Genomic DNA, 26,834 nt, shown 5'->3' with positions numbered 1-26,834 from the left:
CGCTACAGCAGCCCCGCGTCCCTCAGCACGGCGCCGACACGTGCCCGCGCGGCGTCGCCCAGCGGCAGGACGGGCCGCGGCGGGTCAGCCGGGGCGACGCCCCGCAGGCGGGCAACGGCGTGGACGACGCGGTAGCTGGAGAGCTCCCGGAACAGCTCCCACACGGGCCCGAGCCGGGCATCGAGGGCGGCGACCGCCGTCACGTCCCCCGAGCGCGCCGCGGCGTGCAGCTGCACGCACACCTCCGGCAGGCTGCCGGCCAGCACGGAGTACCAGGCATCGGCGCCCGCCAGCAGCGCGCCCGCGGCGTGCCAGTCGCCGCTGTACCCGCACGAGAACCCGGCGGGGACCACCCCCCGGAGGCGCCCGAGCTCGGCCGCCACCTCCTTCGCCGGCGAGCCGGGGTTCTTCACGCCGACGACGCCGGGGAGGCGGGCGAGCCGGGCGAGCAGCCCGGGCGTGACCACGCGCCCCGTCGTCGACGGGTTGTTGTAGACGCACACCGGCACCCCGGCGGCGGCGACCGCGGCGAAGTGCTCGACCACCTCGTCGTCGGTCAGCGGGATGTACGACACCGGCGCGAGCAGCACGGCCGACGCGCCGGCGTCCCGCGCGTCGCGGGCAAGGTCCACGGCGTCGTCCGTCCGCAGCGCACCGACGCCCACCACGAGCGGGGTCTCGCCGGCCTCCGCCCGAGCCGCGTCGACCGCGCGGCGCCGCTCGGCACGGGACAGGTACGGGTAGGAGCCCGTGCTGCCGAGCAGCCCGACCGAGTCGACGCCGGCATCCACGATCGGGCGCACGAGTGCCCGGAGCGCACCGGTGTCCACCCGCCCGGAGCCGTCCGCCGGGTGATCGGGAACGCCGAGAGCCCGGTCAGCACGGCGGTCAGTCCTCGCTCACGCCGCGGCGGAACATGTCCTCGGCGGGCGGGCGGATCAGCGCTGCGGCGCCGTCGCCGTCCTCGGCCGTCACGGCGTGGCCCATGCCCCGCACGACGGCGACGGGGCGGCCCGCCGCCTTGCCCTTGACCAGCTCGGCGGCTGCCGCGATCTCGTCGGCCAGGTTGACCACGGTGGAGCGCAGCTCGCGCCCGTAGGGGTCGCGGCGGCCCCGGTGGTCGGCCAGCACGAGCACCCCGGCGGCGCCGATGGCCATGTCCACGACGCCGCGGCGCCACGGGCGGCCGGCGGTGTCGGTGACGAGCACCCCGGGGCGCACGCCCAGCCGGGCGTGCAGGCCGCGGCGCAGGCGGCGCGCCGAGGCGTCGGGGTCCTCCGGCAGCAGCAGCGCGGTGCCCGCGGGCACGTCGGAGGAGTCCACGCCGGCCGCGGCCATCACCAGCCCCTGCCGGTTCTCCACGATGCGCAGCACGGACCCGTCCGGCCGCTGCCGGGTGGCCACCACCCGAACCGTCTCGCCGGCGATGACGGCGTCGCGCTCCCCGGCGTCGCGCGCGGCCACCAGCCGGCCCTCCGCCTTGGCCACGATCTTCGAAGCGACGACGACGACGTCCCCCTCCGCCAGGCCCGTGCTCCCGTCCGGCCAGGCCAGGGCGGCGAGCACCGGGGTCAGGCGCGCGGCGAGGTCGTCGCCGCGGGTGATCGTGGGCACGCCGTCCGGGGCCTGCGCCACCACCAGGTCCGCCGGTGCGGTGGCCGTCATTCCCTCGGCGGGCGTCCCGGCCCCGCTCCCGTCGGCGGGGGTCCCGGCCCCGGTCCCGTCGGCGGGCGTCCGGCTGGCCGTCGCGCTCATCGGGCCAGCTTGGTTAGGACGTCGCGGCCGAAGACCTCGAGCCACTCCGCCTGGTTGCGGCCGACGTTGTGCAGGTAGATCCGGTCGAAGCCGAGGTCGACGTAGCGCTGGATCTCCGCCCGGTGGACGTCGGGGTCGGCGGAGATGACCATGCGCCCGGCGAAGTCCTCCTCGCGGACCAGCTTGGCCATCGCGGCGAAGTCGTACGGCGAGCGGATGTCCGCCTTGGGGAACTTCATGCCGCCGTTGGGCCACTGGTCCATGGCGTTGGCCAGCGCCTCCTCGTCCGTCGGCGCCCAGGACAGGTGCAGCTGGAGCACCTTCGGCATGGCCTCGGGGTCCTTGCCGGCCTCCCGCGCGCCGGCGGCGAACTTGTCGAACAGCCCGGAGATCTTCTCCAGCGGCGCCCCGACGGTGATGAGCCCGTCGGCGTGCTTGCCGGCCCGCCTCGCCGTCACCGGGCCGCCGGTCGCCACGTAGATCGGCGGGGCCTGCTCGGGCATGGTCCACAGCCGGGTGGACTCGAGCTTGAAGAACTGCCCGGCGTGCTTGGTGTCCTTGCCCGCCAGGGAGCTCGTGAAGAGCCTGCGGATGATCTCGATCGCCTCGAACATCCGGTTGATCCGCTCGGGCGCCTCCGGCCAGTACTGCCCCGTGATGTGCTCGTTCAGCGCCTCGCCCGAGCCGAGGCCCAGCCAGTGCCGGCCCGGGTACATCGCCGCCAGCGTCGCCGACGCCTGCGCCACCATCGCCGGGTGGTACCGGAACGTCGGCGCGGTCACGCCGGGGCCGAGGTCCCCGCGGGTGCGCTCCCCCACCGCGGTGAGGACGTTCCACACGAACGACGCCTGGCCCTGCGCGGGCGTCCAGGGCTGGAAGTGGTCGGCCGCCATCACCCCCGAGAAGCCGTGCCGCTCCGCGAGCGCCGAGTACTGCACCGCCTCCATGGGCGCGAACTGCTCCAGCGCGGCCGCATATCCGATCGTCAGCGTCATGGGGCCATCCTTGCAGCCCGCGGCCGTGCGGACAGGAGCCGTCCGTCTACCATGCCCGCAGGTGGCGGCCCGGCCCTGCGCCGCCAGGCCCCGCGCCGGCTTACGCCCCTTTCTGCCCGTTGCCCAGCCGGCTTACGCCCCTTTCTGCCCGTTGCCCAGCGACGCCGGAGGCCGCGCCCCGCCGCCCGCCGGCGATCGTGCCGCACCCGGGGAGGACCTTCCCCTGGCCGGGCGCCCGCCCTAGCGTGGCGCCGTGACCCTGACCTCCGGGACCGTCGTCGTCGCCGTGGCCGAGAGGCTCCGCGCTGCGGGCTGCGTGTTCGCGGAGGACGAGGCGCGGTTGCTGCTGGAGGCCGCCGGCACGCCGGAGGAGGTCGCCGGGCTGGTGGAGCGGCGCGCTGCGGGCGAGCCGCTGGAGCACCTGCTCGGCTGGGCGGAGTTCTGCGGTCTCCGGGTGGCCGTGGACCCCGGGGTGTTCGTCCCCCGCCGGCGCACGGAGCTCCTCGTCCGGGAGGCCGTCGCCCTCGCCCAGCCCGGGACCGTGGTGGTGGACGTGTGCTGCGGCTCGGGGGCGGTGGGCGCCGCGGTCGCGGCGTCCGTCGGCGGGATCGAGCTGCACGCCGTCGACGTCGACGCCGCGGCCGTGCACTGCGCACTCAGGAACGTGGCCGCGGCCGGGGGCCGGGTGTACCAGGGGGACCTCGATGCCCCGCTGCCCCGCGCCCTGCTCGGCGGCGTCGGCGTGCTGATGGCCAACGCGCCCTACGTGCCCACCGGGGAGCTGGGCACGATGCCTCCGGAGGCGCGCCTCCACGAGCCGGTGGCGGCCCTGGACGGGGGCGCGGACGGCCTCGACGTCCAGCGCCGGGTGGTCGCCGCAGCACGCAGGTGGCTGGCACCGGACGGGAGCCTGCTCCTCGAGACCAGCAGGCGCCAGGCCGCGCAGACCGCCGCGGCGGTCGCCGCCGCGGGCCTGGTCCCCCGGGTCAGCCGCTCCGACGAGCTCGACGCGACCGTCGTCGTCGGGCGCCGGCCCTGACGGGCGGGACGCGACTCGGGTCTCCGCACGGCCGCACGCGGCGCGACAGCCGCCCGGGCAGCTCCTTGATCCGCCACGGGCTCAGCGCTGCGGCTCAGCACCCCCGCGGGCTCAGCTCCTCTTCACCACCCCGCGGGCTCAGCGCCGCGGCTCCTCGCGGCCCACCTGCTCCGCGGCGTCCGCCTCGTCCTTGGTGCGGTGGACGGCGCCGTCGGGGTGCTCCGGCGGGCCGTAGATCGTGTAGAGCACCAGCCGGTTCGGGCCCACGTTGACGAAGTTGTGGCGCGTGCCGGCCGGGACGGCGACGATGTCCCCCGCGGCGACGAACCGCTCCTCGTCCTCGACGACGGCCTTGCCGGAACCGGAGACGAAGCTGAGGATCTGGTCGGTCTCCCAGTGCGTCTCCTCGCCGGTCTCGCTCCCGGGCGGGAGCGTCATGACGACGAGCTGGCTGTGCTCGCCCGTCCAGAGCACGCGGCGGAACTCCGCGCCATGCTCGGGCTCGCCCTCGCGCGACCAGAGTCGAACGGTCATCGGCCTTCCCTCCCGTCTCGGCCCGCAGCTCGGGCGCCTGGCCCTAGCCTCCCGCAGGCGGCGCTGCCGCGCAGGGCGATCGGGTGTCGCGCCACGGCGGCGGCGGAGAGTCGGGGTGCGCGCCACGGTGGCGACGAATGTGGCGATCTTGCGGTTATGCCGCACGTCAGAGCGACCAGAACGTCACACTCGCCGCTGCTGGCCAGAGCCCGCGGGCCGACGGCGGATGCGCGCGCCGCTGCCAGCGGGATGCGCGGCGACGCCGGCGCGCCCCTGGCGACGCCTTCGCCCGGCACGACGAAGCCCCCGAACCGAGGGTTCGGGGGCTTCCAGCGAGCGGATGACGGGACTCGAACCCGCGACCCTCACCTTGGCAAGGTGATGCTCTACCAACTGAGCCACATCCGCGTGCCGGGGCTCGATCCCCGGAGCGCTCCAAGACTGTAACTCACGTCCGGGCGCCCTCCGGGCAAGGCGGGGCCCCGTGTGCGGCACCTCACGGCTCCCGGCGCCGAGCAGAGCGGCACACAGGAGTTCTTCTCTGCCCGACGATCTCGCCGGCGGCCGGACCGGCGCCCGATCGGCTCGCCGGCGCGCTGCGCCGCGCCCTTCAGCGGTAGGCGTCCACCAGCCGGCGGGCCACGTCGGCGGAGTTCACCAGCGGGTGCATGGCGAAGGCGAGCCACGCCGTCTCACGGGACCCGGTCCGCGCGGCCTCGATGACCAGTCGCTCGGACGCCTTGACCGCCGCCACGCGCGCCAGCATCGCCGGGGCGAGCGGGGTGCGGACCGGCAGCGGGTGCACGCCCGCGCCGTCCACCCGCACCGGGACCTCGACCACCGCGTCCGCCGGCAGCCCGGGCAGGAGGGGCGCACCGTCGTCGCCGGTGTTGGCGACGTCGAGGATCATGCGGTGCTCCTCCCCGCCGACGAGGGCGGCCATGAGGTCGACGGCGACCTCGTGGTAGCCGCCGCCGAGGTCTTCTGCCTCGCGGTCGCCCGCCGCGGCCGTCTCCCGCTCGGTGGCCATGTACGTCGCCTCCCGCTCGGCGAGGGTCTCGTGCCACAGCGTCAGCGCGCGGCCGGGCTCGGCGGCGGCCCGCGCGTAGAAGGCGCCCTGCTGACGGGCGAGGAACTCGCCCCGGGTGCGGCGCTGGGCGGCGATGGCCGCCACGGCCTCGCGGGCGAAGTCGTAGTAGTACAGGTACTCGTTGGGCAGCGCCCGCAGGGCCCGCACCCAGTCCGCCCCCATGAGGCGGACCTCCTCGAGGCCACCGAGCGCGGCGTCGTCGGCCAGCAGCCCGGGCAGCAGCTCGCGGCCGCCCGCGCGCAGCCCCCGCAGCCAGCCCAGATGGTTCAGGCCGCCGTAGTCCACCTCCGCCTCGCCCCTGTCGAAGGCGCGCGGGTCCAGCCCGCAGGCGCGCAGCGCCCGGCGCACCAGCGCGATCGGGGTGTCGCAGATGCCGACGACGCGCCCGCCCAGGTGGGTGCGCATCGCCTCGGTGACGATCGAGGCCGGGTTGGTGAAGCTGATCGTCCACGCCTGCGGCGCCAGCGCGGCGATGCGCCGCGCCACCTCGTCGACGACCGGCACCGTGCGGAGCGCGTACGCGAGCCCCCCGGCGCCCACCGTCTCCTGCCCCAGCACGCCCAGGTCCAGGGCGGCCCGCTCGTCGTGGGTGCGCCCGGCGGTGCCGCCCACCCGGATGGCGGAGAACACGACGTCCGCCCCGGCGACGGCGTCGTCGAGGTCCGTCGTCGTGCGCACCGCCGGTCCGCTCGTGCCGGCCCCGAGCTGGCCCAGCACGTTGCCCATCACCCGCGGGCGGGCGGGGTCGTCGTCGAGCAGCACCACCTCGTCCACGTCCACGCGCCCGCGCCCGCCCGCCACCGCCTGGTACACCAGCGGCACGCGGAACCCGCCGCCGCCGAGGATCGTGAGCTTCACCGGCCCACCGTAATGGCAGGATCGTGCCCATCATGAGCGCCGACCCCGCCGACGCCCTGGACGTCCTCGTCTCCGGCCCGGTCTTCCTGGACCTGATCTTCACCGGCCTGCCCTCCGCCCCCCGCGCCGGCACCGAGGTGTGGGCCTCCGGCATGGGCTCGGCCCCGGGCGGCATCGCCAACCTCGCCATCGCCTCCGCCCGGCTCGGCCTGCGCACCGGCCTGGCGGCCGCGTTCGGCGACGACGCCTACGCCGACTGGCTGTGGGCGGTGCTCGGCGAGCAGGAGGGCGTGAACCTGTCGGCCTCGCGCCGCTACCGGCACTGGCACACCTCGGTGACCGTGTCCATGGCGTCCGGCGGGGACCGCGCCATGGTGACCCACGGCCACCCCGACCCCGAGCCGGCCACCGACCTGGTGGCCGCCGCGCCGCCGGCCGGCGCCGTCGTCGCCGAGCTCACCCAGACGGCCACCGGCGCGGAGCCGTGGTGGCGCTCGGCCGCCGACACCGGCACCCTCGTCTTCGCCGACGCCGCCTGGGACCCCTCCGAGGCGTGGGACGCCGCCGACCTGCGGCGCCTGGACGGCTGCTACGCTTTCAGCCCCAACGCCGTGGAGGCCATGGCGTACACCCGCACCGCCACCCCGCCCGAGGCGGCGCGCGCCCTGGCCGAGCACGTGCCTCTCGTGGTCGTCACCCTGGGCGCGGAGGGCGCGCTCGCCGTCGACGCCGCCACCGGCCAGGAGGCGCGGGTGGAGCCGCTGCGGGTGGACGCGCTGGACGCCACCGGCGCCGGGGACGTCTTCGCCGCCGCCCTGGTGACCGGGACGCTGAGCGGGTGGGGCCTGGAGCAGCGGCTGCGCTTCGCCGTACTCTGCTCGGGGCTGGCGGTCCAGCACTTCGGCGGCTCCCTCGCCGCCCCCGGGTGGGGCGACATCGCCGACTGGTGGGACGCGACGGTGGGCGCGGCCCGCACCGGGGACCGCGCCGCCCGCGCGACGGCGGACCGCTACGAGTTCCTCGCCGACGTGCTGCCCGGGCACGCGCTGGCGCGGGTGCGCCGGGCCGAGGCGACCATGGCCCGCCGCTCCGACGCCCAGCCCACCACGCCCACGCCGGCGGACCCGGTCCCCGTGCGGCTGCGCGCGGAGTGAGCGGGCGCCCGAAGGGCTGCCCCTCGCGGCCACCCGGGCCCAGAATGTGCGGATGGACACCTCCCGCTACCGCCTGGACGGCCACGACGTCCTCGAGCACCGTCTCGCCGTCCCGCTCGACCACGCCGACCCCGGCGGGGAGACCATACAGCTGTTCGCGCGGGAGATCGTTCGCGACGGCAACGCCGGCAAGCCGTACCTGGTGTGGTTCCAGGGCGGCCCGGGCGGGCGGGGCGACCGGCCGGCGCAGCTGACCGGGTGGGTCCACCGCGCCCTGCGGGATTACCGGGTGGTCCTGCTGGACCAGCGCGGCACGGGGAACTCCTCCCCCGCCGACGCGCTGACCGTCACCGCCCGCGGCGACGCCGCCGCCCAGGCGGCGTACCTGGCGCACTTCCGCGCGAACGCGATCGTGGCCGACGCCGAGCTGCTGCGCGCGGAGCTCACGGGCGGGGAGCCGTGGGCGGCGCTGGGTCAGTCCTATGGCGGCTTCGTGATCACCGCCTACCTCTCGGCCGCCCCGCAGGGCCTGCGCGAGGCCCTCATCACCGCGGGGCTGCCGGGGCTGAGCACCCCCGCCGAGCAGGTCTATCGGCTCACCTACGCCAAGACCGCCCGCCGCAACGCCCAGTACTTCGCCCGCTACCCCGACGACCAGCGACGCCTGCGCGAGGTGGCGCAGCACCTCGCCGGCACCGAGGAGCTGCTGCCCAGCGGGGAGCGGCTCTCCCCGCGCCGGCTGCGGCAGGTGGGCATCCAGCTCGGCGCCGACCGGGGCTTCGACGCGCTGCACTACCTCCTGGAGGAGCCGTTCGTCACCGTGAACGGCACCCGGCGGCTGACCCGGGCCTTCCTCGCCGACGCCGGCGCGATCCTGAGCTACGCCGGACGGGAGCTGTACGCGGTGCTGCACGAGACGATCTACGCCCAGCGGCAGGCCACGCACTGGGCGGCCCAGCGGGTGCGCAGCGAGTTCGCCACGCTGGCCGAGGACGCCGACCCCGCCTGGCCGGCGACCCCGTACTACCTCACCGGCGAGCACATCTACCCCTGGCAGCTGCGTGAGGACCCGGCGCTGGCGCCCCTGGCCGACGCCGCCGACCTGCTCGCCGCCAAGGAGGACTTCCCCGCCCTGTACGACGCGCGGGCGCTCGCCCACAACGAGGTCCCGGTGGCGGCCGCGATCTACGTCGACGACATGTTCGTGCCGTTCGAGCTGTCCATGGAGACGGCGCGATCCATCCGCGGCCTGCGCCCGTGGATCACGAACGACTACCAGCACGACGGCATCCGCACCGACGGCGAGCACATCCTCGACAGGCTCATCGCCCTGGCGCGGCGCTGACGGCCCGGCGGCCACGGCGCCGGGCGGTGAGGGCGGTCACTGCCGCCGTCGTGGAAGAATCAGCCACCATGAGCGAAGCACCCCTGACCGGAACCGTCCCCGAGGCCGAGACCCTTCCCGCGCCGTCGGTACCGGACAAGGTGAGCCTCGACGGCCTCGAGGACCGGTGGAACGGCACCTGGACCGAGGCGGGCACGTACGCCTTCGACCGCACCGCCACGCGCGAGCAGGTGTACTCCATCGACACGCCGCCGCCCACCGTCTCGGGCTCGCTGCACGTCGGTCACGTCTTCAGCTACACCCACACCGACGTCGTCGCCCGTTACCAGCGCATGCGGGGCAAGGCCGTCTTCTACCCGATGGGCTGGGACGACAACGGCCTGCCCACCGAGCGGCGGGTGCAGAACTACTTCGGGGTGCGCTGCGACCCGTCGCTGCCTTACGACCCCGACTTCACCCCGCCGCACGTCGGCGGCGAGGGCAAGTCCATCAAGGCCGCGGACCAGGTGCCGATCAGCCGGCGCAACTTCGTCGAGCTCTGCGGGCGCCTCACCGCCGAGGACGAGCAGCAGTTCGAGGCGCTGTGGCGCCACCTCGGCCTGTCGGTGGACTGGCAGCAGCACTACCAGACCATCGGGCGCGACTCCCGGCTCGTGGCCCAGGCCGCGTTCCTGCGCAACCTGGCCCGCGGTGAGGCCTACCAGGCCGCCGCGCCGGGCCTGTGGGACGTCACCTTCCAGACGGCGGTCGCCCAGGCCGAGCTCGAGGCCCGCGACTACCCGGGCTTCTACCACAAGGTCGCCTTCCATCTGACCGAGCCCGGCCCGGACGGTTCCGATGCCGTCTACATCGAGACCACCCGCCCCGAGCTGCTGCCCGCCTGCGTGGCGCTGATCGCCCATCCCGACGACGAGCGCTACCGGGACCTGTTCGGCACCACGGTCACCTCGCCCGTCTTCGGCGTCGAGCTGCCCGTCCTGGCGCACCCGGCCGCGGAGATGGACAAGGGCGCCGGCATCGCCATGTGCTGCACCTTCGGTGACCTCACCGACGTGCAGTGGTGGCGCGAGCTCGACCTGCCCACCCGCTCCGTGCTGGGCCGCGACGGCCGCATCGTGCGCGAGACCCCCGAGTGGCTGGCCTCCGACGCCGGCCGCGCGACCTACGAGGAGATGGCCGGCAAGACCACCTTCTCGGCCCGCAACGTCGTGGTGGACGCGCTGCGCGCCTCCGGCGACCTCGACGGCGAGCCGGTGCCGACCCAGCGCAAGACGAGCTTCTTCGAGAAGGGCGACAAGCCGCTGGAGATCGTCACCTCGCGCCAGTGGTACATCCGCAACGGCGGCCGGCCCCACACCGAGGCCAACGGCAGGGACCTGCGCGAGAACCTCCTCGCCCGCGGCCGCGAGCTGGAGTTCCACCCGGACTTCATGCGCGTGCGGTACGAGAACTGGGTCAACGGCCTCAACAGCGACTGGCTCATCTCCCGCCAGCGCTTCTTCGGTGTGCCGATCCCCGTGTGGTACGCCGTGCGCGAGGACGGCGAGGTCGACCACGGCGCCGTCCTCGCCCCGGACGAGGCGCAGCTGCCGGTGGACCCGAGCATCGACGTCCCGCCGGGCTACACCGAGGACCAGCGCGGCCAGGCCGGCGGCTTCGTCGGCGAGGTGGACATCATGGACACCTGGGCGACGTCCTCGCTCAGCCCGCAGATCGCCGGCGGCTGGCTGCGCGACGCCGACCTCTTCGAGCGGGTCTACCCCATGGACCTGCGCCCCCAGGGCCAGGACATCATCCGCACCTGGCTGTTCTCCACGGTGGTGCGCGCGCACCTGGAGTTCGGCGCGCTGCCCTGGAAGCACGCCGCGATCAGCGGCTGGATCCTCGACCCCGACCGCAAGAAGATGTCCAAGTCCAAGGGCAACGTGGTCACGCCCATGGGCCTGCTGGAGGAGCACGGGTCCGACGCGGTGCGCTACTGGGCCGCCTCGGCGCGCCTGGGCACGGACGCGGCGTTCGAGGTCGGGCAGATGAAGATCGGCCGCCGCCTGGCGATCAAGGTCCTCAACGCCTCGAAGTTCGCCCTGACGATGGGCGGCGACGCCCCGCTCGTGCTCGACCCGGCAGCGGTCACCGTGCCGATCGACCGCGCCATGCTCGCCGGGCTGGCCGAGGTCGTGGAGACCGCCACCGCCGCCTTCGAGGCCTACGACCACACCCGCGCCCTGGAGGTCTCCGAGACCTACTTCTGGACCTTCTGCGACGACTACCTCGAGCTGGTCAAGGACCGCGCCTACAACCGTGACGGCGTCCTGCCCGCGGCGGAGGCGGCCTCCGCGCGCGCCGCGCTGGCGATCGCGGTGGACACGTTCCTGCGCCTGTTCGCCCCCGTGCTGCCCTTCGCCACCGAGGAGGTGTGGAGCTGGTACCGCACCGGCTCGGTGCACCGGGCCTCCTGGCCGGAGGCGGCGCCGCTGCGCGCCGCGGCGGCCGACGGCGACGCCGAGCTGATCCGCGCCACCGGCCAGGCGCTGGCGGCGCTGCGCAAGGTCAAGTCCGAGGCAAAGGTCTCCCAGCGGACCACCTTCGCCCGCGTCCGTCTCGAGCTGCCGGCCGACGCCGTGCCGTTCGTCCAGCAGGCGCTGGGCGACCTGCGCGCAGCGGGCCGGGTGCGCGGGGACCTGGAGATCGTCGGCGCGAGCGGTGCCGAGCAGGCCTCGGTGACCGAGCACGAGCTCGACGAGCCCGAGCCGCGCCGCTAGGGGCACCGCGGCGGGCCCGGCCCGCCGCACCGGGACATCCCGCCACCGGCGGGCGAGCGGGCCGCGCCGTGCGGCCGGAAGGGAAGATGGATGGCTGACACGCCAGCGACGCAGGAGCGCGAGGCGCTGCGGGAGGCGAGCACCCCCGCGGTGGGCCGGGTGACGCCGGAGATGTCGATCCCCGGCATCCTGCGTGACCGGGTGGCCCGGGAGCCGGAGGGCACCATCTTCGAGCGGCAGACGGCGCTGGGCTCCGGCTTCGTGCCGGTGACCACGCGCGTCTTCGCCGACGAGGTCCTCGCCGCCGCCAAGGGGCTGCTGGCCCTGGGCGTCCAGCCGGGCGACCGCGTGGCGATCATGAGCCAGACCAGCTACGAGTGGTCCGTCCTGGACTTCGCGGCCTGGTCCGCCGGCGCCGTCCCGGTGTCCATCTACGAGACCTCCTCCGCCTCCCAGGTGGAGTGGATCGTCTCCGACTCCGCGGTGAGGGTGGTCTTCGCCGAGACCCGGGCGCAGGCCGCGCTGGCCGAGCAGCTCATCGGGAAGGTGCCCGGCCTCGAGCACGTCCTCGTCATCTTCGAGGACGCGCTGACCCGGCTCGCCGCCCTGGGGGCGGACCGGCCCGACGAGGAGGTCGCCGCCCGCACCGCCGCCCTGGGCACGGACTCCCTCGCGACGATCATCTACACCTCCGGCACCACCGGCCGGCCCAAGGGCGTCGAGCTGACCCACGGGAACTTCATCTCGCTCGTGGTCAACGGCTCCGACGACCCCAACTTCAGCGACGTCGTGCGCGGCGGCAACAAGCGCACGCTGCTGTTCATGCCGCTGGCGCACGTCTTCGCCCGCTTCGTCGAGGTGCTGTGCGTGTACTCGGGCGCCGTGATGGGCCACGTGCCCAACGCCAAGAACCTCGTCGCGGACCTGGGCGCCTTCAAGCCCACCTTCCTGCTCGCCGTCCCGCGCGTGTTCGAGAAGGTCTACAACGCCGCCGACGCGAAGGCCGGCTCCGGCACCAAGCAGCGCATCTTCCGCTGGGGCGCCAAGGTCGCCATCGCCTACTCCCGCGCCCTCGACACCCCGGGTGGCCCCTCGGCCGCCCTGAAGGCGCAGCACGCCGTGGCCGCGAAGCTCGTCTACGCCAAGATCCTGGCCGCCATGGGCGGGGAGCTTGACTACGCCATCTCCGGCGGCGGCCCCCTCGGCGAGCGACTTGGGCACTTCTTCCGCGGCATCGGCGTCGTCGTCCTCGAGGGCTACGGCCTCACCGAGGTGGGCGCGCCCACCACCGTCAACCGGCCCGGCCTGGTGAAGATCGGCACCGTCGGCCCGCCCTACCCCGGCACCTCGGTGCGCGTGGACGACGACGGGCAGGTGCTCGTGAAGGGCGCGAACGTGTTCCGGGCGTACCACAACAACCCCGAGGCCACGGCCGAGGCGTTCGACGAGGACGGCTGGTTCATCACCGGTGACCTCGGCGCCCTGGACGAGGACGGCTACCTGCGGATCACCGGGCGCAAGAAGGAGATCATCGTGACGGCGGGCGGCAAGAACGTCGCCCCGGCCGTGCTGGAGGACCGCCTGCGCGGGCACCCGCTGGTCTCCCAGGTCGTCGTCGTCGGCGACAACAGGCCGTTCATCGGCGCGCTGGTCACGCTGGACGCCGAGATGCTGCCCGGCTGGCTGAGGAACCACGGCCTGCCCGCCATGACGGTGGAGCAGGCGGCCACCGACGAGCGCGTGCTCGCGGCGCTGGACCGCGCGGTCACCCGCGCGAACGAGGCCGTCTCCCGCGCCGAGTCGATCCGCAAGATCAAGGTGCTCACCACCGACTTCACGCTGGAGAACGACTACCTGACGCCGTCGCAGAAGGTGAAGCGGGCCCTGGTGCTCAAGGACTTCGCCGACGAGATCGAGTCGATCTACAGCTGACCGCCCCGCGATGCGGTCGGTCGTGCCGTGACTGGCCACATCGACCCGTGACCGCTACAGCGGGGAGCTTTCGTCAGGCAGTGCCTGACGAAAGCTCCCCGCTGTCCACCTAGAGCCGGTGGTGGCGGGCCTGACCCGCGCAGGCCGCCCTGGGGGTCGGCCGGGTCAGACGCGCCCCGGCGCCTCCTGCGCCACGCCACCGGTCATCGTGTCCGCGATGTCCTCGTGGTGGCGGATGACCTCCTCCACGATGAACTTGAGAAACTTCTCGGCGAACACCGGGTCGAGCCCGGCCTCCTCGGCGAGCGCCCGCAGCCGCGCCACCTGGCGCTCCTCGCGGCCCGGGTCCGACGGCGGGAGGTTCAGGTGCGCCTTGAGCAGACCGACCTTCTTGGTGCACCGGAAGCGCTCGGCGAGGATGTGGACCAGCGCCGCATCGATGTTGTCGATGGTCGCCCGCGCCTCGCGGAGCTCGTCGGGCACCTCGGCTGGCTCGTTGCTGCGGTGGATCCCCTGTGTCATGCGGCCGATCCTACGTGCGCCGCGCCCCGCGCCCGGGCAGCGATCCGCGAGCCGGCGCCTCAGCCCCCGTAACGCTCCAGCACCAGGTCGACCAGCTCGGGCACCGGCTCCTCCTGCGGCGTCAGAAGTGGATCACTCACGAGGTCCGCGCCACAGGCGGCCGCGAGGTCGGCGAAGTACCCCGGGGCGAGCAGATAGGTCGCCACGACGACCCGGCCGCGCGGGTTGCGTCCGCGCGCGGCGGCGACGGCGTCCGCCAGCGCGGGCTGCACCGCGGAGATGTACCCGCACGTGACGGGGCGGGCGAGCACGTCGGCGAGCATCGAGCCCATGACCTCGCAGTCGGCCACGGCGCGGGCGTCGGAGGAGCCGGCCGCGGCCAGCACCACGCTGTCCTCCGCGGCGAGCCCGACGGCGTCCAGGCGTCGGGCCAGCTGCCGGGCGAGGCGCACGTCGGGCCCCAGGGCGGGGCGGACCTGAGCGTGGGATGCGGCGCGTGCGGCGCGGGTCAGGTCCACGTGCACGTGGTACCCGGCCGAGAGCAGCAGGGGCACGACCCGCACCGCCCGCTCCCCCAACGCCGCCAGCGACGTCGGGACGTCGGGCTGCTGGACGTCCACGAACGACGGCGCCACGCGTAGGTCCGGGCGGCGGGCCGCCACGGCGTCCACCAGTGCCGCGATCGCGGCCCGGCCGGCGGGCGACGAGGTGCCGTGCGAGCAGGCCAGCAGCGCCGGGCGGCCCGTCCCGGTCGTGCCCCGGGCAGGCGCGGCCACGTCCATGGTGGCGATCACCGGGCGATCCCGACCTCGACGTACCCGTCCACCACCTGCGCCGGGTAGGTGGGCAGATGCAGCTCGGGAGCGCTGTAGCACTCACCCGTGGCGAGGTCGTAGACCTGCTTGTGCAGCGGTGACGCGATGGTGGCGCGCTCCTCCCCGCGCCGGGTCCGCGAGCCGACGATGCCACGCGCCATCACGTGCGCACCTGTCGCCGGGTCACGGTGGCTGACGGCGTACACCTCGTCCCCGGCCACCCTGATCACGGCCACCTGGCGGTCGTCCAGGAGGGCCGCCTCGCCCCAGCCCGCCTCCAGCTCGTCCACCCGGCACACCCGGAACCAGACGGGCTCCCCGGCGGTGCGTGGCCTTTCCAGCAGGCTCTCGGTCATCGTGGCTCCCAGGCTCGGTCGTCTTGCTGCCGCGGTCGACGCTACGAACGCGATGTTTCGCCGCGGGCAGGGCCGCGTTGCCTCTTCGTGAACTTCTCCTCACACCTCTTGCGCCCGATGGTGATGGAGGTGTTACGGCGGCTTTACACGGGGGAGATCGTGGCGAAACGGGGCCTCCGTACGGTCGGTGCCTCCTGACCGACCCAGGAGGACCGGGCACATGACCGAGCAGACCCCCCATCGTCACGTCGTCGTCGTCGGCGGCGGCCCCGCAGCACATCGCTTCGTCGAGGCGATGTGCGCCCGTGACGTCACCGGCACCCGCGTGACGGTCCTTGCCGAGGAGCCGCACCTGCCCTACGACCGCGTGGCCCTGAGCAAGGCGCTGACCGGGGAGGTGGACCTCACCCTCGGCGACCCCGCCCTGTGGCGCCACCCCGCCGTCGAGCTGCGCACCGGCGAGCCCGCCACCGGGATCGACCCGGCCGCCAAGGTCGTGCGCACCGCCGCCACCGAGCTCCCCTACGACGACGTCGTCCTCGCGACCGGCTCGAACCCGGCGCGCCTGAGCATCCCCGGTGCCGAGGCCACCCACGTCTACCGCACGCTCGAGGACGTGGAGACCCTCCGGTCCGAGGTGCGCCGCCTCACGGCCGAGCTGGGCCGCCGACCACGCGCCGTCGTCGTCGGTGGCGGCCTGCTCGGCCTCGAGGCCGCCGGGGGCATGCAGGACCTTGGCGCCGAGGCCACCGTGGTCAACGTGGCCGGCTGGCTCATGAACGCCCAGCTCGACGAGGGCGCCGGCCAGGCGCTGGGGCGCCTCATCACTGCCACCGGCATCGAGGTGCGGTGCGGGGTGCTGCCCGCCGCCGTCGCGCTCGACGACCTCGGCGCGGTCACCGCGCTGGAGCTGAAGGACGCCGGGCCGATCCCCGCCGACCTCGTCGTCGTCGCGATCGGCGTGCGCCCGCGCGACGGCCTCGCCCGTGAGGCGGGCCTAGAGCTCGGTCCCCGCGGCGGCGCGGTCATCGACGCCAGGTGCGCCACGTCCGCCCCGGGCGTGTGGGCGATCGGGGAGGTCGCCGCCTTCGAGGGCCGCTGCGTCGGTCTGGTGGCCCCGGCCAACGCGATGGCGGAGGTGTGCGCGGAGAACATCCATGGCGGAGCGGCGACCTTCCCCGGCTTCGACACCGCCACGAAGCTCAAGCTCTCCGGCGTGGACGTCGCCAGCTTCGGCGACGCCTTCGCCGCCACCGACGGTGCCCTGGAGGTGGTCTACGCCGATCCGGCGCGCGGGATGTACCAGAAGATCGTCGTCACAGACGACGCCAAGACGCTCCTCGGCGGCATCTTCGTCGGCGACGCCACGCCGTACACCTCGCTGCGGCCGCTGCTCGGCCGCGAGCTCGGCGCCGAGCCCGGCGCCTTCCTCTCGGCCGCCGGCGGCGGCGACGCCCCCGACACCGAGCTGCCCGACGACGCGACCCTGTGCTCCTGCAACAACGTGCCCGTGGGCCGGGTCCGGGCCGCCGTCCGAGGTGACCACGGCGCCGAGCCGTGCCACGACCTCGGCGGGCTGAAGGCCTGCACCCGGGCAGGCACCCAGTGCGGCAGCTGCCTGCCCATGCTCAAGAAGACCCTGGACCGCGAGCTGACGAAGGCGGGCGTCACCGTCTCGAAGGCCATGTGCGAGCACTTCGGCGTCTCCCGCGCCGAGCTCTTCGAGGCGGTGCAGGCGCTGGGGCTGACCTCCTTCGAGCAGATTCTCGCCCGCCTCGGCACCGGCCGTGGCTGTGACGTCTGCAAGCCGGCGGTCGCCTCGATCCTCGCCTCCACCCGGCACGAGTACGTGCTCGACGGCGGGCGCGGTGGCCTGCAGGACACCAACGACCGGGCACTGGCGAACATGCAGAAGGACGGCACCTACTCCGTCGTCCCCCGCATCCCCGGCGGTGAGATCACCCCGGCCAAGCTCGCCGTCATCGCGCGCGTGGCCGAGAAGTACGGCCTGTACACCAAGATCACCGGGGCGCTGCGCATCGACATGTTCGGCGCCCGGCTCGAGCAGCTCCCCGACATCTGGAAGGAGCTGGTCGAGGCCGGCTTCGAGTCCGGGCACGCCTACGGCAAGGCGCTGCGCAACGTGAAGTCCTGCGTGGGGTCCACGTGGTGCCGCTTCGGGGTGCAGGACTCCGTCGCCATGGCCGTCCAGCTCGAGCTGCGCTACCGCGGCCTGCGTTCGCCCCACAAGCTCAAGATGGGGGTCTCCGGCTGCGCGCGCGAGTGCGCCGAGGCGCGCGGCAAGGACGTCGGCGTCATCGCCACCGCAGACGGATGGAACCTCTACGTGGGGGGCAACGGCGGCGCCGCGCCCGCCCATGCCCAGCTGCTCGCGAAGGACCTGGACGACGAGACGCTCATCCGCTACATCGACCGGTACCTCATGTACTACATCCGCACCGCCGACCGGCTGCAGCGCACCGCCCGGTGGATGGAGGACCTCGACGGCGGCATCGACCACGTCCACCAGGTGGTGGTCGAGGACTCGCTCGGCATCGGCGCGGACCTCGAGGCCGCCATGGCGCGGCACGTCGAGGGCTACGCCGACGAGTGGGCCGCCACGCTGCAGGACCCGGACCGGTTGCGCCGCTTCCGCTCCTTCGTCAACGCCCCCACCGAGCCCGACGACTCCACCGCCTACGTCCTGGACCGCGGCCAGCGCCGCCCGGCGACCGCCGCCGAGCGGGCCGGCGAGCTCGCCGACGGCATCACCTGGGCCGACGTGCCCGCGCCCGAGCCGGTCCTGGTGGCCGGCACCAGCATCCCGGTCCGCCAGGCCGAGCAGGAGGCCCGCGCATGATCCTCGACACCGATCTCACCGGCCGCACCGTCCTGGTCCTGGGCGCGGCGCACGCCGCGCGCCGCGCGCTGCGCCGCTACGCCCACGCCGCCGCCAGCGTGCGGACCCTGACCGCGCCCGGTCAGGTCGCCGCGGCGGACCTGACCGGGATCGACCTCGTGGCCGCCGTGGCCGACGGCGACCCGGGCTGGGCGCCGGTCCTCGACGGGCTGCGCTCCCGGTTCCTCGTCGTCACCGAGCCCGCGGCCGCACCCGGCGGCCAGATCATCCTGATCGGCGGCGGGCCCGGGATCGAGGACCTCCTCACCCTCGCGGCGCGCAAGGCGCTGCGCGAGGCGGACGTGGTCCTCTACGACCGCCTCGGCCCGTGCGAGAACCTGGCCGAGCTGACCCACGGCGCCGAGCTGGTCGACGTGGGCAAGCGGCCGGGCCACCACGCCGTCCCCCAGCGCGACATCGAGGCGCTCATGGTCGACCACGCGCGTGCCGGCAAGACCGTGGTCCGGCTCAAGGGCGGGGACCCCTACGTCTTCGGGCGTGGACGCGAGGAGGTCGCCGCGGCGGTCGCCGCCGGCATCCCGGTCAGCGTCGTCCCCGGCGTCACCAGCGCCGTGTCGGTCCCGGCGGCCGCGGACATCCCGGTGACGCACCGGGAGGTCAGCCACCTGTTCACCGTCGTCTCCGGGCACGCCCCGCTGACAGAGGCGGAGCACGAGCACCTCGCCGGGCTCGGCGGCACCATCGTGGTCCTCATGGGGATGGGCACCCTGCACCAGCTCCTGGCCGGGCTGCGGCGCGCCGGGCTCGCCCCCGGCACACCGGTCGCCGTCGTGGAGCGGGGCTACCGGCTGGACCAGGCCACCACGTACTCCACGGTCGGCGAGGCCGCCTCGCGGGGCACGCTCGCGCGTTGCACCAACCCCGCCGTCGTCGTCATCGGCGAGGTGGTGCGCCTGGGGCGCGACTGCCCTGCCGGGATCGCCGCCGGCGTGGAGGCCCTCACCGGGGCGGTGGCATGACCACCACGGCGGAGGAGGCGGTCGCCTTCAGCGCCGACCAGCTCAGGGGTTTTCGCATCGGGGTGACCTCCGACCGGCGCGCCGAGGACCTCATCGCCGCGCTCGAGCGCCGCGGCGCCCAGGTGCTCCACGCCCCGGCCCTGCGCATCGCCCCGGTGGCGGAGGACGTCCAGCTCATCGCCGACACCCGCGCGATCGTGGCGGCCGGGCCGGACATCACCGTGGTGACCACCGCCTACGGGATGCGCCGGTGGACGGAGGGCGCCGACGCGGCGGGCCTGGGCGAGGAGCTCATGGACGTCCTCGCCGCCTCGCGGATCTTCGTGCGCGGTCCCAAGGCCCGCGGCGCCGTCCGCGCCGCCGGCCTGGACGACACCGGCATCGCCGAGGACGAGCGCACCTCCTCCGTCGTGGACATGCTCGTCGCGGAGGGGGTGGCCGGCCGCACCGTAGCCGTGCAGCTCCACGGCTACACCGACGGCCACCAGCTCGAGCGCCTGCGGGAGGCGAGTGCCACGGTGCTGACCGTCGAGCCCTACCGCTGGGTCAGGCCAGACGGGATCGACCGCCTGCCCCGGCTCATCGAGGCCGCCGCGGCCCGCAACCTGGACGTGGTCACGTTCACCTCCGCCCCGGCCGTCGACGCCTTCCTCTCCGCGGCGGCACGGGCCGGGCTCCTGGACGAGCTGCTCGACACCCTCCGCACCGACGTCGTCGCCGCCGCCGTCGGCCCGGTGACGGCCGCCCCTCTCCAGGCCGCCGGCGTCGTGCCGATCCTCCCGGAGCGCTACCGCATGGGCGCCCTGGTCAGGCTCGTCTGCGAGCATCTGGCGCTGCACAAGGTCGAGGAGATCCCCACGCGGCTGGGCACCGTGGAGCTGCGCGGCCGCTCGGTCGTCCTCGCCGGGAAGGTGGGCTCCCTCGCCCCGGCGCCCCTGGCGATCTTCCGGGCGCTGGTGGCGGCCCGGGGCGGCATCCTCAGCCGCGGGCAGCTGGTCGACCACCTGCCCGAGGCGGCGAACGAGCACGCCCTCGACATGGCCATGAGCCGGCTTCGCCAGTCCCTGCCCGACCCAAGGCTCGTCGCCACCGTCGTCAAGCGCGGCTACCGGCTCGAGGTCTGACCACGCGACCACCGGCCCGAGGCCCGCGCGCATCCTCCCACCTCACCGGCCCTCGCGGAGGGCGTGAGGGAACGGTGACCGAGTCTTAACTGCCCGGCGGCTGAGCCGAAACACCCGGTCCCTAGCGTGGCCGTCACCATCCCCACCCGCATCGGAGGTTCCCGTGACCATGGACCCAACCCACCGCGCCGGCGTCGACGTCGCCGAGCCGGCCGCCGCGCCCGCCAGCCCCGGCACCGAGCCCGGGCTGCACATGCGGCCCGGCCGCTGGCTCGACGGGTGGGACCCCGAGAACGAGGCGTTCTGGGCCGCTCGGGGCCGCGCCATCGCCGGGACGAACCTGCGCTGGTCGGTGTTCTGCGAGTTCCTGGGCTTCGTCGTGTGGCAGCTGTGGTCCATCGTCGCCGTCCAGCTGCCCGCCGCCGGGTTCGACCTGACCTCCTCCCAGGTCTTCTGGCTCATCTCGATGCCGAGCCTGGTGGGGGCCACGCTGCGTGTCCCGTACACCTTCATGGTCCCGCTCCTCGGCGGGCGCAACTGGACCGTCGTATCCGCCCTCCTCCTGCTCGCGCCGACGATCGGCCTGGCGGTGGCCGTCTCGGACCAGACCACCTCCTTCACCACCCTGCTGGTGCTCGCGGGCCTCGCCGGCTTCGGCGGCGGCAACTTCGCCAGCTCGATGGCGAACATCACCTACTTCTACCCGGCGCGGGAGAAGGGCTGGGCCCTGGGCCTGAACGCCGCGGGGGGCAACCTCGGCGCGGCCGTGGCCCAGCTCGTGGTGCCCGTGGTCATCAGCCTCGGCGCGGCCGCCACGCTGCGGCTGCCGCTCGCAGGGCTGGTCTGGGTGCCGTTGATCCTCCTGGCGGCCTGGGGCGCGCGCCGGTACATGCACAACCTCACCCACGCTCGCGGCGACCTGGCCGGCTCCCTCGCCGCCCTGCGCGAGCCGCACCTGTGGGTGATGGCCTTCCTCTACATCGGCACCTTCGGATCCTTCATCGGCTTCTCCGGGGTCTTCCCCAAGCTCATCAACGACGTCTTCCCCGGGTTCTCCTCCTTCGCCGTGGGCGGCGCCGCCGTGTCGCTGACGTTCCTCGGCCCCCTGGTGGGGTCTCTCACGCGCCCGTACGGCGGGAGGCTGGCCGACCGCTTCGGCGGGGCGCGCATGACCGTGACCGCCTTCGCCGCGATGGCCCTCATCGCCCTGGCGGTCGTGCTCACGCTGCCGCTGGCGAACTTCTGGCTCTTCCTCGTGCTCTTCCTCGCCCTGTTCACCGCCAGCGGGTTCGGCAACGGCGCTACCTACAAGATGATCCCGACGATCTTCGCGGTCCGCGGCCGGGCCGGCACCGGCTCTGTCGGCGGCGAGCGCAAGGCCTCCGCCGCCCTCGGGCTCATCTCTGCCATCGGCGCCTACGGCGGCTTCGTCATCCCCCAGGTGCTCAACGCGTCGGCCGCCACCACCGGCAGCTACGACGCCGCGTTCTACGGCTTCGTCACGGCCTACGCGCTCATGCTGGGCGTCACCTGGCTGTGCTACCTGCGGCGCTCCTCCGTCTTCGCCAGGGCCGGGGTGTGACCGTGGGCACCGCCACGCACTGCCCGTACTGCGCCCTGCAGTGCGCGATGACCCTCGGGCCCGGGCCGGGCACCCCGGATGTCACCGGCCGGGACTTCCCCACCAACCGGGGCGGACTGTGCCGCAAGGGCTGGACGTCGACATCGCTGCTGGGCTCCCCCGAGCGCCTCACGTCCCCGCTGCTGCGCGGCGTGGACGGCGAGCTGCACCCCATCGGGTGGGAGGAGGCCCTGGACCGGGCGGTGCAGGCGGTGCGCGAGACCCGGGCACGCCACGGGGCCGACGCCGTGGGGGTCTTCGGCAGCGGCGGGCTGACGAACGAGAAGGCCTACCAGCTCGGCAAGTTCGCCCGGGTCGCGCTGGGTACCTCGCGGATCGACTACAACGGCCGCTTCTGCATGTCCTCGGCGGCGGCGGCCGCCAGCCGCAGCCTCGGCATCGACCGCGGCCTGCCGTTCCCGGTGGCCGACCTCGACGACGCCCACACCGTCATGCTGCTCGGCTCCAACGTCGCCGAGACCATGCCGCCCTTCGTCCAGCACCTCGCCGGCGTCCGGTCCAACGGCGGCCTCCTCGTCGTCGACCCGCGCCGCTCCGCCACCGCCGAGCTCACCGCGGACGGCGCCGGCCTGCACCTCCAGCCGACCCCGGGCACGGACCTCGCCCTGCTCCTCGGACTGTGCCACGTCGTGGTCCACGAGGGCCTGGTCGACACCCGCTTCGTCGAGACGCGCACCACCGGCTACCCGGCGCTCGTGCGCAGCATCGGCGCCTGGTGGCCCCAGCGGGTGCAGGCCGTCACCGGCGTCCCGGCGCACCTGCTGCGGGCGACCGCGCACCGGCTCGCCGCCGGCGCCGCGCGCGCCCGCTCGGGCCGGGCGGGTGGGACGTACATCCTGACCGGCCGCGGGGTCGAGCAGCACGTCGACGGCACCGACACCGCGACCGCGGCCGTCAACCTCGCGCTCCTCCTCGGCCTGCCGGGCACGGCGCACAGCGGCTACGGCACGCTGACCGGTCAGGGGAACGGTCAGGGCGGCCGCGAGCACGGTCAGAAGGCCGACCAGCTGCCCGGCTACCGCAAGATCACCGACCCCGCGGCGCGCGCCCACGTGGCCGCCGTCTGGGGGGTGCCGGCCGAGTCCCTCCCCGGCCCGGGCCTGCCCGCCGTGGAGATGCTCATGTCCCTGGGCCGGCCGGGGGGCGTGCGGTGCCTGTTCGTCCACGGCTCCAACGTGGCCGTCTCCGCCCCCGACGCCGGCGCGGTCCTCGCAGGCCTGCGCCGCCTGGACTTCCTCGTCGTCGCCGACTTCTTCCTCTCCGAGACGGCGGCCCTGGCCGACCTGGTCCTCCCCGTGGCCCAGTGGGCAGAGGAGGAGGGCACCATGACGAACCTGGAGGGCAGGGTTCTCCGGCGCCGGCGGGCCACCGCCCCGCCGGACGGGGTGCGCAGCGAGCTGTGGCTGCTGGCCGAGCTCGCCCGCCGGCTGGATGCGCCTTCGCGGTTCAGCGCCGATCCCGAGGAGGTCTTCGCCGAGCTCGCTCGCGCCTCCGCCGGCGGCCCGGCGGACTACTCGGGCATCGACTACGGGCTCCTGGACTCCGGCGCCGCGGCGCACTGGCCGTATCCGGCCGGCTCGACCGGCACCCCGCGTCTCTTCCTCGACCGGTTCGGCCACCACGACGGCCGGGCACGGTTCGTGCCCGTCGCCCCCGCCGCGGGGGCCGAGCCGCTGCACCACGACGGGGCCGTCACGCTCCTGACCGGCCGGCTGCTCGAGCACTACCAGTCCGGGGCCCAGACCCGCCGGGTCCCCGAGCTCGCCGCCGCCCAGCCGGAACCGCGGCTGGAGCTGCACCCCACCACGGCGAGGCGGGTGGGCGTCGCGGACGGGCAGTTGGCCCGGGTCGCCAGCGCCCGTGGGGCGGCCATCGCCCGGGTTCGGGTGACCCCGGCCGTCCGGCCCGACACAGCCTTCCTGCCCTTCCACTTCCCCGGCGACGGCAGCGCCAACCTGGTCACCCAGGCCGCGACCGATCCCGTCTCCGGCATGCCGGAGTTCAAGACAAGTGCCGTCTGGATCACTGCCCGCGAGGAGGCCGAGACCGCATGAGCCGCCCCAGCACCCCTGGCACGCCCGAACGCGTGGTCGTCGTCGGCTACGGCCCCGTCGCCGCCCGGCTCGTCGACGAGCTGCTGCCCGCCGTCCGGGAGGGCCGCCTCGAGCTCCTCGTCCTGGGCCAGGAGGACGCCCCGGCGTACAACCGGGTGCTCGTGGCGGACGTCGGCGTCGGCCGCACCACCGCCGACGCCATCGGGCTGTCCGACCCCGCCGAGCTGGCGGCGGAGGGGGTGCAGGTCATGACCGGGACACGGGCGGTGGCGGTGGACCGCGTCAGCCGGCAGGTCGTTCTCGCCGACGGCCGCACGGCCCGGTACGACCGGCTGGTGCTGGCCACGGGGGCGCGCGCGGCGGTCCCGCCGCTGGCCGGTCTCGACCCCGGGGCGGGCCGCCTGCCCGCCGGGGTGACGGCGCTGCGTGACCTCCACGACGCGGCCCGGCTGCTCGCGGCCGTGCGGGACCGCCGCGAGCTCGTCGTGCTGGGCGGCGGCGTCCTGGGGCTGGAGGCCGCCCTGGCCGCCGCCGAGGAGGGTGCCCGGGTGACGCTGGTGCACACCGGGACCCGGCCGATGGCACGCAATCTCGACCACGGCGGGGGGACCGTCCTCGCCGCCGCGCTGCGCGCGCACGGGGTGCGGATCGTGGCCGGCGCGGTGGCCACGGGCGTGGACACCGCGCCGGGGCCGGACCGGCTGCCCTGGTTCCGCGCGCTTGTGCTCGACGACGGCACCGAGGTGCCCGGCGACCAGCTGCTGCTCTCCTGCGGGGTCCGCCCGCGCGTGGAGCTGGCCCGCACCTGCGCCCTGCCGGTGGGCAAGGGGGTCCTCGTCGACCACCGCCTGCAGGCCGACCGCGAGGGCCGGGTCTTCGCGATCGGTGACTGCGCCGAGGTGCTGTGCGGGCAACCCGGCTGCCGCGAGTGCGCCGGCCGGGAGGGGCGCGGGCCCTCGGGCCTGATCGGGCCGGGCTGGCGGCAGGCGGAGTGGCTGGCCGCCCGGCTCAGCGCCGGCACCGCCGACGGCGCCGGCGATCTGGAGCCGGAGCGGCCCAGCGTCGTCCTGCTCAAGGCCCGGGCGCTGGACCTGGCGGCGGCGGGCCACGTCAGCCCCGAGCCGTGGGACATCGACGATGCCGACGGCCGGGCACCCCTGCGGGTGGCGCAGTGGGCGGACCCCGAGCACGGCCGCTACGCCAAGATGGTCACCCGGGACGGCGTCCTGGAGGGGCTGGTCTGCGTCGGCATGCCGCGCACCGCCGCCGAGCTCGTGCTCCTCTACGAGCGCGGCGCGGAGCTGCCGGCGGACCGCACCAGCCTGTTCCGCCTGGACGCCGACGGTGAGGTGGCCGTGGCGCCGGCGGGCCCGGAGAGCATGGTGTGCCGGTGCACGGGCGCCACGCTCGGGCGCATCGACGAAGCCGTCATGGCAGGTTGCGCCACCGTGGCCGAGGTCGGCAAGGTCACGCGGGCCGGGACGGGGTGCGGCGGCTGCCACGACTCCATCCGCGAGCGCCTGGCCCGGGCGGCCGACCGGCCCGCCGCCGCGATCGGCGCCCCCGCACCGTAGGAGACCTACGGGCGCGGCGCCTGGACCGCCTGGGACCGCCCGACGCGGCTGCGGCCCTCCCGGTGCGGGTCCGCGCTCTGGGAGAAGACGTGGTCGTCCGGGGTGGCGGCGTCCTCCCAGCGCAGCAGGGCGCCGACGCCGTCGGGCAGGCGGACGCTCGCCTCGTCGGCCACCGTGACGCCGGCCCCCTGCGCGAGGGCCGCGCGGCCCAGGGCGAGGTCCGCGCGCACCTGGTGCGGCGCCGTCGCGCCCAGGTCGAGGACGTCCTGCTGGCTCAGGCCGATCTCCAGCGGGCCGTTGCCCACCCACAGCTTCTTGCCGGCGAGCGACGACGGCGGCCCGGCCACCGCCTCGGTCACGACCAGCTCGGCGACCTGCCCCCGGCGGAGCACGTCGAGCACGTCGACGCGGCCGGTCACCGTCGGGCCGTCCTGCCCCTGCGCCTCGCGGAGCTTGTCCAGCACCGCCTCCCGGCGCCGCAGCCGCAGCTGCTCCAGCGCCGCGGCGACGCGGGCCTGGAAGACCTCCGGCTTGACGCCCTCGGAGCGGGAGCCGCCGTCGACGACGACGTGGGTCTCCTTGGCCGCCCGGCCGAGCCGGTCCACGACGAGGGTGCGGGCGCGGATGTCGCCGGTGACGATAAGGAGCTCGGGACGCCGTTCCGAGACGATGCGGTCGATCTCCGCGGCCACCGCCTCCGCGTTGCGCTCCCACGAGTCCTCGGCCCGGTTCTGGATCCGCCCCTGCAGGCGGCCCCCGACGTTCTTCGCCTTCTTGACGTCGTCGTGGCCGCCCTCGACCGTCTCCGCCTCGGCCCCCGCCGTCAGCGCGTTCGCCGACTCGTGGAACGTCAGGTCCGCCCCGGACCGGTCCACCGACGCGATCAGGTACCGCACGTGCTCGTCCGCCACGCGGGCGAGCGGGAAGACGTGCGGACCCCGGTCGTAGATCGCCTCGTCCGCCGCCGGCGGCTCGCTGAGGGCGCAGTCCAGGAGCACCTCGCCCCGGGCACCCACGAGCACCCGCCCGTGCCTGCCGCCGGCCTTGCTGATGGTGCGGATACGCTCTCCGATCGCCTCCAGCGTGGCCTCGTCCGCGCGCTGCACCTCCAGGTCGCGGCGCAGGTCCCGCCACCGCGTGAGCACCGCCTGGTCGCCCGTCTCGCTCTCCCGCGTGCAGTCCAGCACGACGGTGGCGACGGGGACGTCATCAGGGATGTCGGCGGTGATCCGGTCAAGTCGCATGAGACACCTCACTACGTCGGGGTTCGGTGGTCTCCCCACTCTCGCGCAGTGCCGGGGCCGGTGCCACCCCAGTCCCGCACCCTGCGCACGCCCGTGGCGGGATAAACGCCGTCAAGCGGCCGGAATCCGCCTGACGCCCGGAACGCCGGAGGGCCGGCAC

General features: G+C 74.9%; 20 protein-coding genes and 1 tRNA gene. 11 read left to right on the top strand and 10 right to left on the bottom strand.

Annotation, left to right across the window (positions count from 1 at the left end; genetic code table 11):
- Positions 1–2 precede the first annotated feature (2 nt).
- The 3 genes from ACF0H8_RS07770 to ACF0H8_RS07760 are packed head-to-tail and all read right to left on the bottom strand — an operon-like array spanning position 3 to position 2,750.
- The gene (locus ACF0H8_RS07770) at positions 3–830 is read right to left on the bottom strand and encodes a dihydrodipicolinate synthase family protein (protein WP_395288378.1); all 828 of its coding nucleotides are present in this window, start codon (positions 828–830) and stop codon (positions 3–5) included.
- Positions 831–888: 58 nt separating this feature from the next.
- On the bottom strand, positions 889–1,755 hold the full coding sequence (gene cofE / locus ACF0H8_RS07765) for a coenzyme F420-0:L-glutamate ligase (protein ID WP_395288377.1): 867 nt from the start codon (positions 1,753–1,755) through the stop codon (positions 889–891).
- The gene (locus tag ACF0H8_RS07760; protein WP_395288376.1) at positions 1,752–2,750 is read right to left on the bottom strand and encodes a TIGR03557 family F420-dependent LLM class oxidoreductase; all 999 of its coding nucleotides are present in this window, start codon (positions 2,748–2,750) and stop codon (positions 1,752–1,754) included. Before ACF0H8_RS07760 ends, cofE begins: the two co-directional genes overlap by 4 nt.
- Before the next feature lie 253 nt (positions 2,751–3,003).
- Between ACF0H8_RS07760 and ACF0H8_RS07755 the strand changes: the two genes are divergently transcribed.
- The gene (locus ACF0H8_RS07755) at positions 3,004–3,789 is read left to right on the top strand and encodes a putative protein N(5)-glutamine methyltransferase (protein WP_395288375.1); all 786 of its coding nucleotides are present in this window, start codon (positions 3,004–3,006) and stop codon (positions 3,787–3,789) included.
- A gap of 138 nt (positions 3,790–3,927) precedes the next feature.
- Here ACF0H8_RS07755 and ACF0H8_RS07750 read toward each other — a convergent pair whose 3' ends face one another.
- The 3 genes from ACF0H8_RS07750 to ACF0H8_RS07740 form a co-directional block, all read right to left on the bottom strand.
- A complete protein-coding gene (locus ACF0H8_RS07750) occupies positions 3,928–4,323 on the bottom strand; it encodes a cupin domain-containing protein (RefSeq protein ID WP_395288374.1) in 396 nt (131 codons plus the stop codon).
- 335 nt (positions 4,324–4,658) lie between these two features.
- A tRNA-Gly gene (locus ACF0H8_RS07745) sits at positions 4,659–4,731 on the bottom strand.
- A gap of 202 nt (positions 4,732–4,933) precedes the next feature.
- Complete coding sequence (locus ACF0H8_RS07740) at positions 4,934–6,271, bottom strand: 6-phospho-beta-glucosidase (RefSeq protein WP_395288373.1); 1,338 nt, start codon at positions 6,269–6,271, stop codon at positions 4,934–4,936.
- Positions 6,272–6,303: 32 nt separating this feature from the next.
- Here ACF0H8_RS07740 and ACF0H8_RS07735 point away from each other — a divergent pair, with 32 nt between their 5' ends.
- From ACF0H8_RS07735 to ACF0H8_RS07720, 4 genes are all read left to right on the top strand, one after another.
- Positions 6,304–7,425, top strand: a complete 1,122-nt coding sequence (locus tag ACF0H8_RS07735; protein ID WP_395288372.1) for a PfkB family carbohydrate kinase — start codon at positions 6,304–6,306, stop codon at positions 7,423–7,425.
- Between the two features lie 52 nt (positions 7,426–7,477).
- A complete protein-coding gene (locus tag ACF0H8_RS07730) occupies positions 7,478–8,770 on the top strand; it encodes an alpha/beta fold hydrolase (protein WP_395288371.1) in 1,293 nt (430 codons plus the stop codon).
- A gap of 68 nt (positions 8,771–8,838) precedes the next feature.
- Positions 8,839–11,532 carry a valine--tRNA ligase gene (valS, locus tag ACF0H8_RS07725; protein WP_395288370.1) on the top strand — a complete coding sequence of 898 codons (2,694 nt, stop codon included), beginning with the start codon at positions 8,839–8,841 and terminating at the stop codon, positions 11,530–11,532.
- A gap of 90 nt (positions 11,533–11,622) precedes the next feature.
- Positions 11,623–13,464, top strand: a complete 1,842-nt coding sequence (locus tag ACF0H8_RS07720; protein WP_395288369.1) for an AMP-dependent synthetase/ligase — start codon at positions 11,623–11,625, stop codon at positions 13,462–13,464.
- Between the two features lie 165 nt (positions 13,465–13,629).
- Here ACF0H8_RS07720 and ACF0H8_RS07715 read toward each other — a convergent pair whose 3' ends face one another.
- Genes ACF0H8_RS07715 through nirD form a run of 3 tightly spaced genes read right to left on the bottom strand, consistent with a single transcriptional unit; the run spans position 13,630 to position 15,157 of the window.
- A complete protein-coding gene (locus tag ACF0H8_RS07715) occupies positions 13,630–13,986 on the bottom strand; it encodes a chorismate mutase (protein ID WP_395288368.1) in 357 nt (118 codons plus the stop codon).
- Between the two features lie 59 nt (positions 13,987–14,045).
- Positions 14,046–14,780 (bottom strand): sirohydrochlorin chelatase, encoded by a 735-nt coding sequence (locus ACF0H8_RS07710; RefSeq protein ID WP_395288367.1) that lies wholly within the window; start codon positions 14,778–14,780, stop codon positions 14,046–14,048.
- Positions 14,777–15,157: a nitrite reductase small subunit NirD gene (gene nirD, locus ACF0H8_RS07705; protein ID WP_395288366.1), complete on the bottom strand. Its 381-nt coding sequence runs from the start codon at positions 15,155–15,157 to the stop codon at positions 14,777–14,779. Before nirD ends, ACF0H8_RS07710 begins: the two co-directional genes overlap by 4 nt.
- 220 nt (positions 15,158–15,377) lie before the next feature.
- Between nirD and nirB the strand changes: the two genes are divergently transcribed.
- The 6 genes from nirB to ACF0H8_RS07675 all read left to right on the top strand — a co-directional run bounded on the left by nirB (position 15,378) and on the right by ACF0H8_RS07675 (position 25,430).
- On the top strand, positions 15,378–18,017 hold the full coding sequence (nirB, locus tag ACF0H8_RS07700; RefSeq protein ID WP_395288365.1) for a nitrite reductase large subunit NirB: 2,640 nt from the start codon (positions 15,378–15,380) through the stop codon (positions 18,015–18,017).
- Complete coding sequence (gene cobA / locus ACF0H8_RS07695; protein ID WP_395288364.1) at positions 18,014–19,036, top strand: uroporphyrinogen-III C-methyltransferase; 1,023 nt, start codon at positions 18,014–18,016, stop codon at positions 19,034–19,036. Before nirB ends, cobA begins: the two co-directional genes overlap by 4 nt.
- A complete protein-coding gene (locus ACF0H8_RS07690) occupies positions 19,033–20,160 on the top strand; it encodes a uroporphyrinogen-III synthase (RefSeq protein ID WP_395288363.1) in 1,128 nt (375 codons plus the stop codon). The genes cobA and ACF0H8_RS07690 overlap by 4 nt, the downstream gene beginning before the upstream one ends.
- A gap of 163 nt (positions 20,161–20,323) precedes the next feature.
- On the top strand, positions 20,324–21,742 hold the full coding sequence (locus tag ACF0H8_RS07685) for an MFS transporter (protein ID WP_395288362.1): 1,419 nt from the start codon (positions 20,324–20,326) through the stop codon (positions 21,740–21,742).
- Positions 21,739–23,856 (top strand): molybdopterin oxidoreductase family protein, encoded by a 2,118-nt coding sequence (locus ACF0H8_RS07680; protein ID WP_395288361.1) that lies wholly within the window; start codon positions 21,739–21,741, stop codon positions 23,854–23,856. The genes ACF0H8_RS07685 and ACF0H8_RS07680 overlap by 4 nt, the downstream gene beginning before the upstream one ends.
- A complete protein-coding gene (locus ACF0H8_RS07675; protein ID WP_395288360.1) occupies positions 23,853–25,430 on the top strand; it encodes an FAD-dependent oxidoreductase in 1,578 nt (525 codons plus the stop codon). Before ACF0H8_RS07680 ends, ACF0H8_RS07675 begins: the two co-directional genes overlap by 4 nt.
- A gap of 5 nt (positions 25,431–25,435) precedes the next feature.
- On the opposite strand, the gene ACF0H8_RS07670 is transcribed toward ACF0H8_RS07675, so the two are convergent.
- Positions 25,436–26,674, bottom strand: a complete 1,239-nt coding sequence (locus ACF0H8_RS07670; RefSeq protein ID WP_395288359.1) for a Vms1/Ankzf1 family peptidyl-tRNA hydrolase — start codon at positions 26,672–26,674, stop codon at positions 25,436–25,438.
- Between the last annotated feature and the right edge of the window lie 160 nt (positions 26,675–26,834).

The organism is Georgenia sp. AZ-5, from assembly GCF_043952095.1.
Lineage (GTDB): Bacteria > Actinomycetota > Actinomycetes > Actinomycetales > Actinomycetaceae > Georgenia.
Note: the sequence above shows the minus strand (reverse complement) of the source record. Positions and strands in the feature narration are given on the sequence as shown.

Coding starts and splice junctions, on each gene's coding strand:
- cofE (WP_395288377.1), bottom strand. CDS start 1,755: ATGAGCGCGACGGCCAGCCGGACGCCCGCCGACGGGACCGGGGCCGGG.
- ACF0H8_RS07760 (WP_395288376.1), bottom strand. CDS start 2,750: ATGACGCTGACGATCGGATATGCGGCCGCGCTGGAGCAGTTCGCGCCC.
- ACF0H8_RS07750 (WP_395288374.1), bottom strand. CDS start 4,323: ATGACCGTTCGACTCTGGTCGCGCGAGGGCGAGCCCGAGCATGGCGCG.
- ACF0H8_RS07735 (WP_395288372.1), top strand. CDS start 6,304: ATGAGCGCCGACCCCGCCGACGCCCTGGACGTCCTCGTCTCCGGCCCG.
- ACF0H8_RS07730 (WP_395288371.1), top strand. CDS start 7,478: ATGGACACCTCCCGCTACCGCCTGGACGGCCACGACGTCCTCGAGCAC.
- valS (WP_395288370.1), top strand. CDS start 8,839: ATGAGCGAAGCACCCCTGACCGGAACCGTCCCCGAGGCCGAGACCCTT.
- ACF0H8_RS07720 (WP_395288369.1), top strand. CDS start 11,623: ATGGCTGACACGCCAGCGACGCAGGAGCGCGAGGCGCTGCGGGAGGCG.
- ACF0H8_RS07715 (WP_395288368.1), bottom strand. CDS start 13,986: ATGACACAGGGGATCCACCGCAGCAACGAGCCAGCCGAGGTGCCCGAC.
- nirD (WP_395288366.1), bottom strand. CDS start 15,157: ATGACCGAGAGCCTGCTGGAAAGGCCACGCACCGCCGGGGAGCCCGTC.
- nirB (WP_395288365.1), top strand. CDS start 15,378: ATGACCGAGCAGACCCCCCATCGTCACGTCGTCGTCGTCGGCGGCGGC.
- cobA (WP_395288364.1), top strand. CDS start 18,014: ATGATCCTCGACACCGATCTCACCGGCCGCACCGTCCTGGTCCTGGGC.
- ACF0H8_RS07690 (WP_395288363.1), top strand. CDS start 19,033: ATGACCACCACGGCGGAGGAGGCGGTCGCCTTCAGCGCCGACCAGCTC.
- ACF0H8_RS07675 (WP_395288360.1), top strand. CDS start 23,853: ATGAGCCGCCCCAGCACCCCTGGCACGCCCGAACGCGTGGTCGTCGTC.
- ACF0H8_RS07670 (WP_395288359.1), bottom strand. CDS start 26,674: ATGCGACTTGACCGGATCACCGCCGACATCCCTGATGACGTCCCCGTC.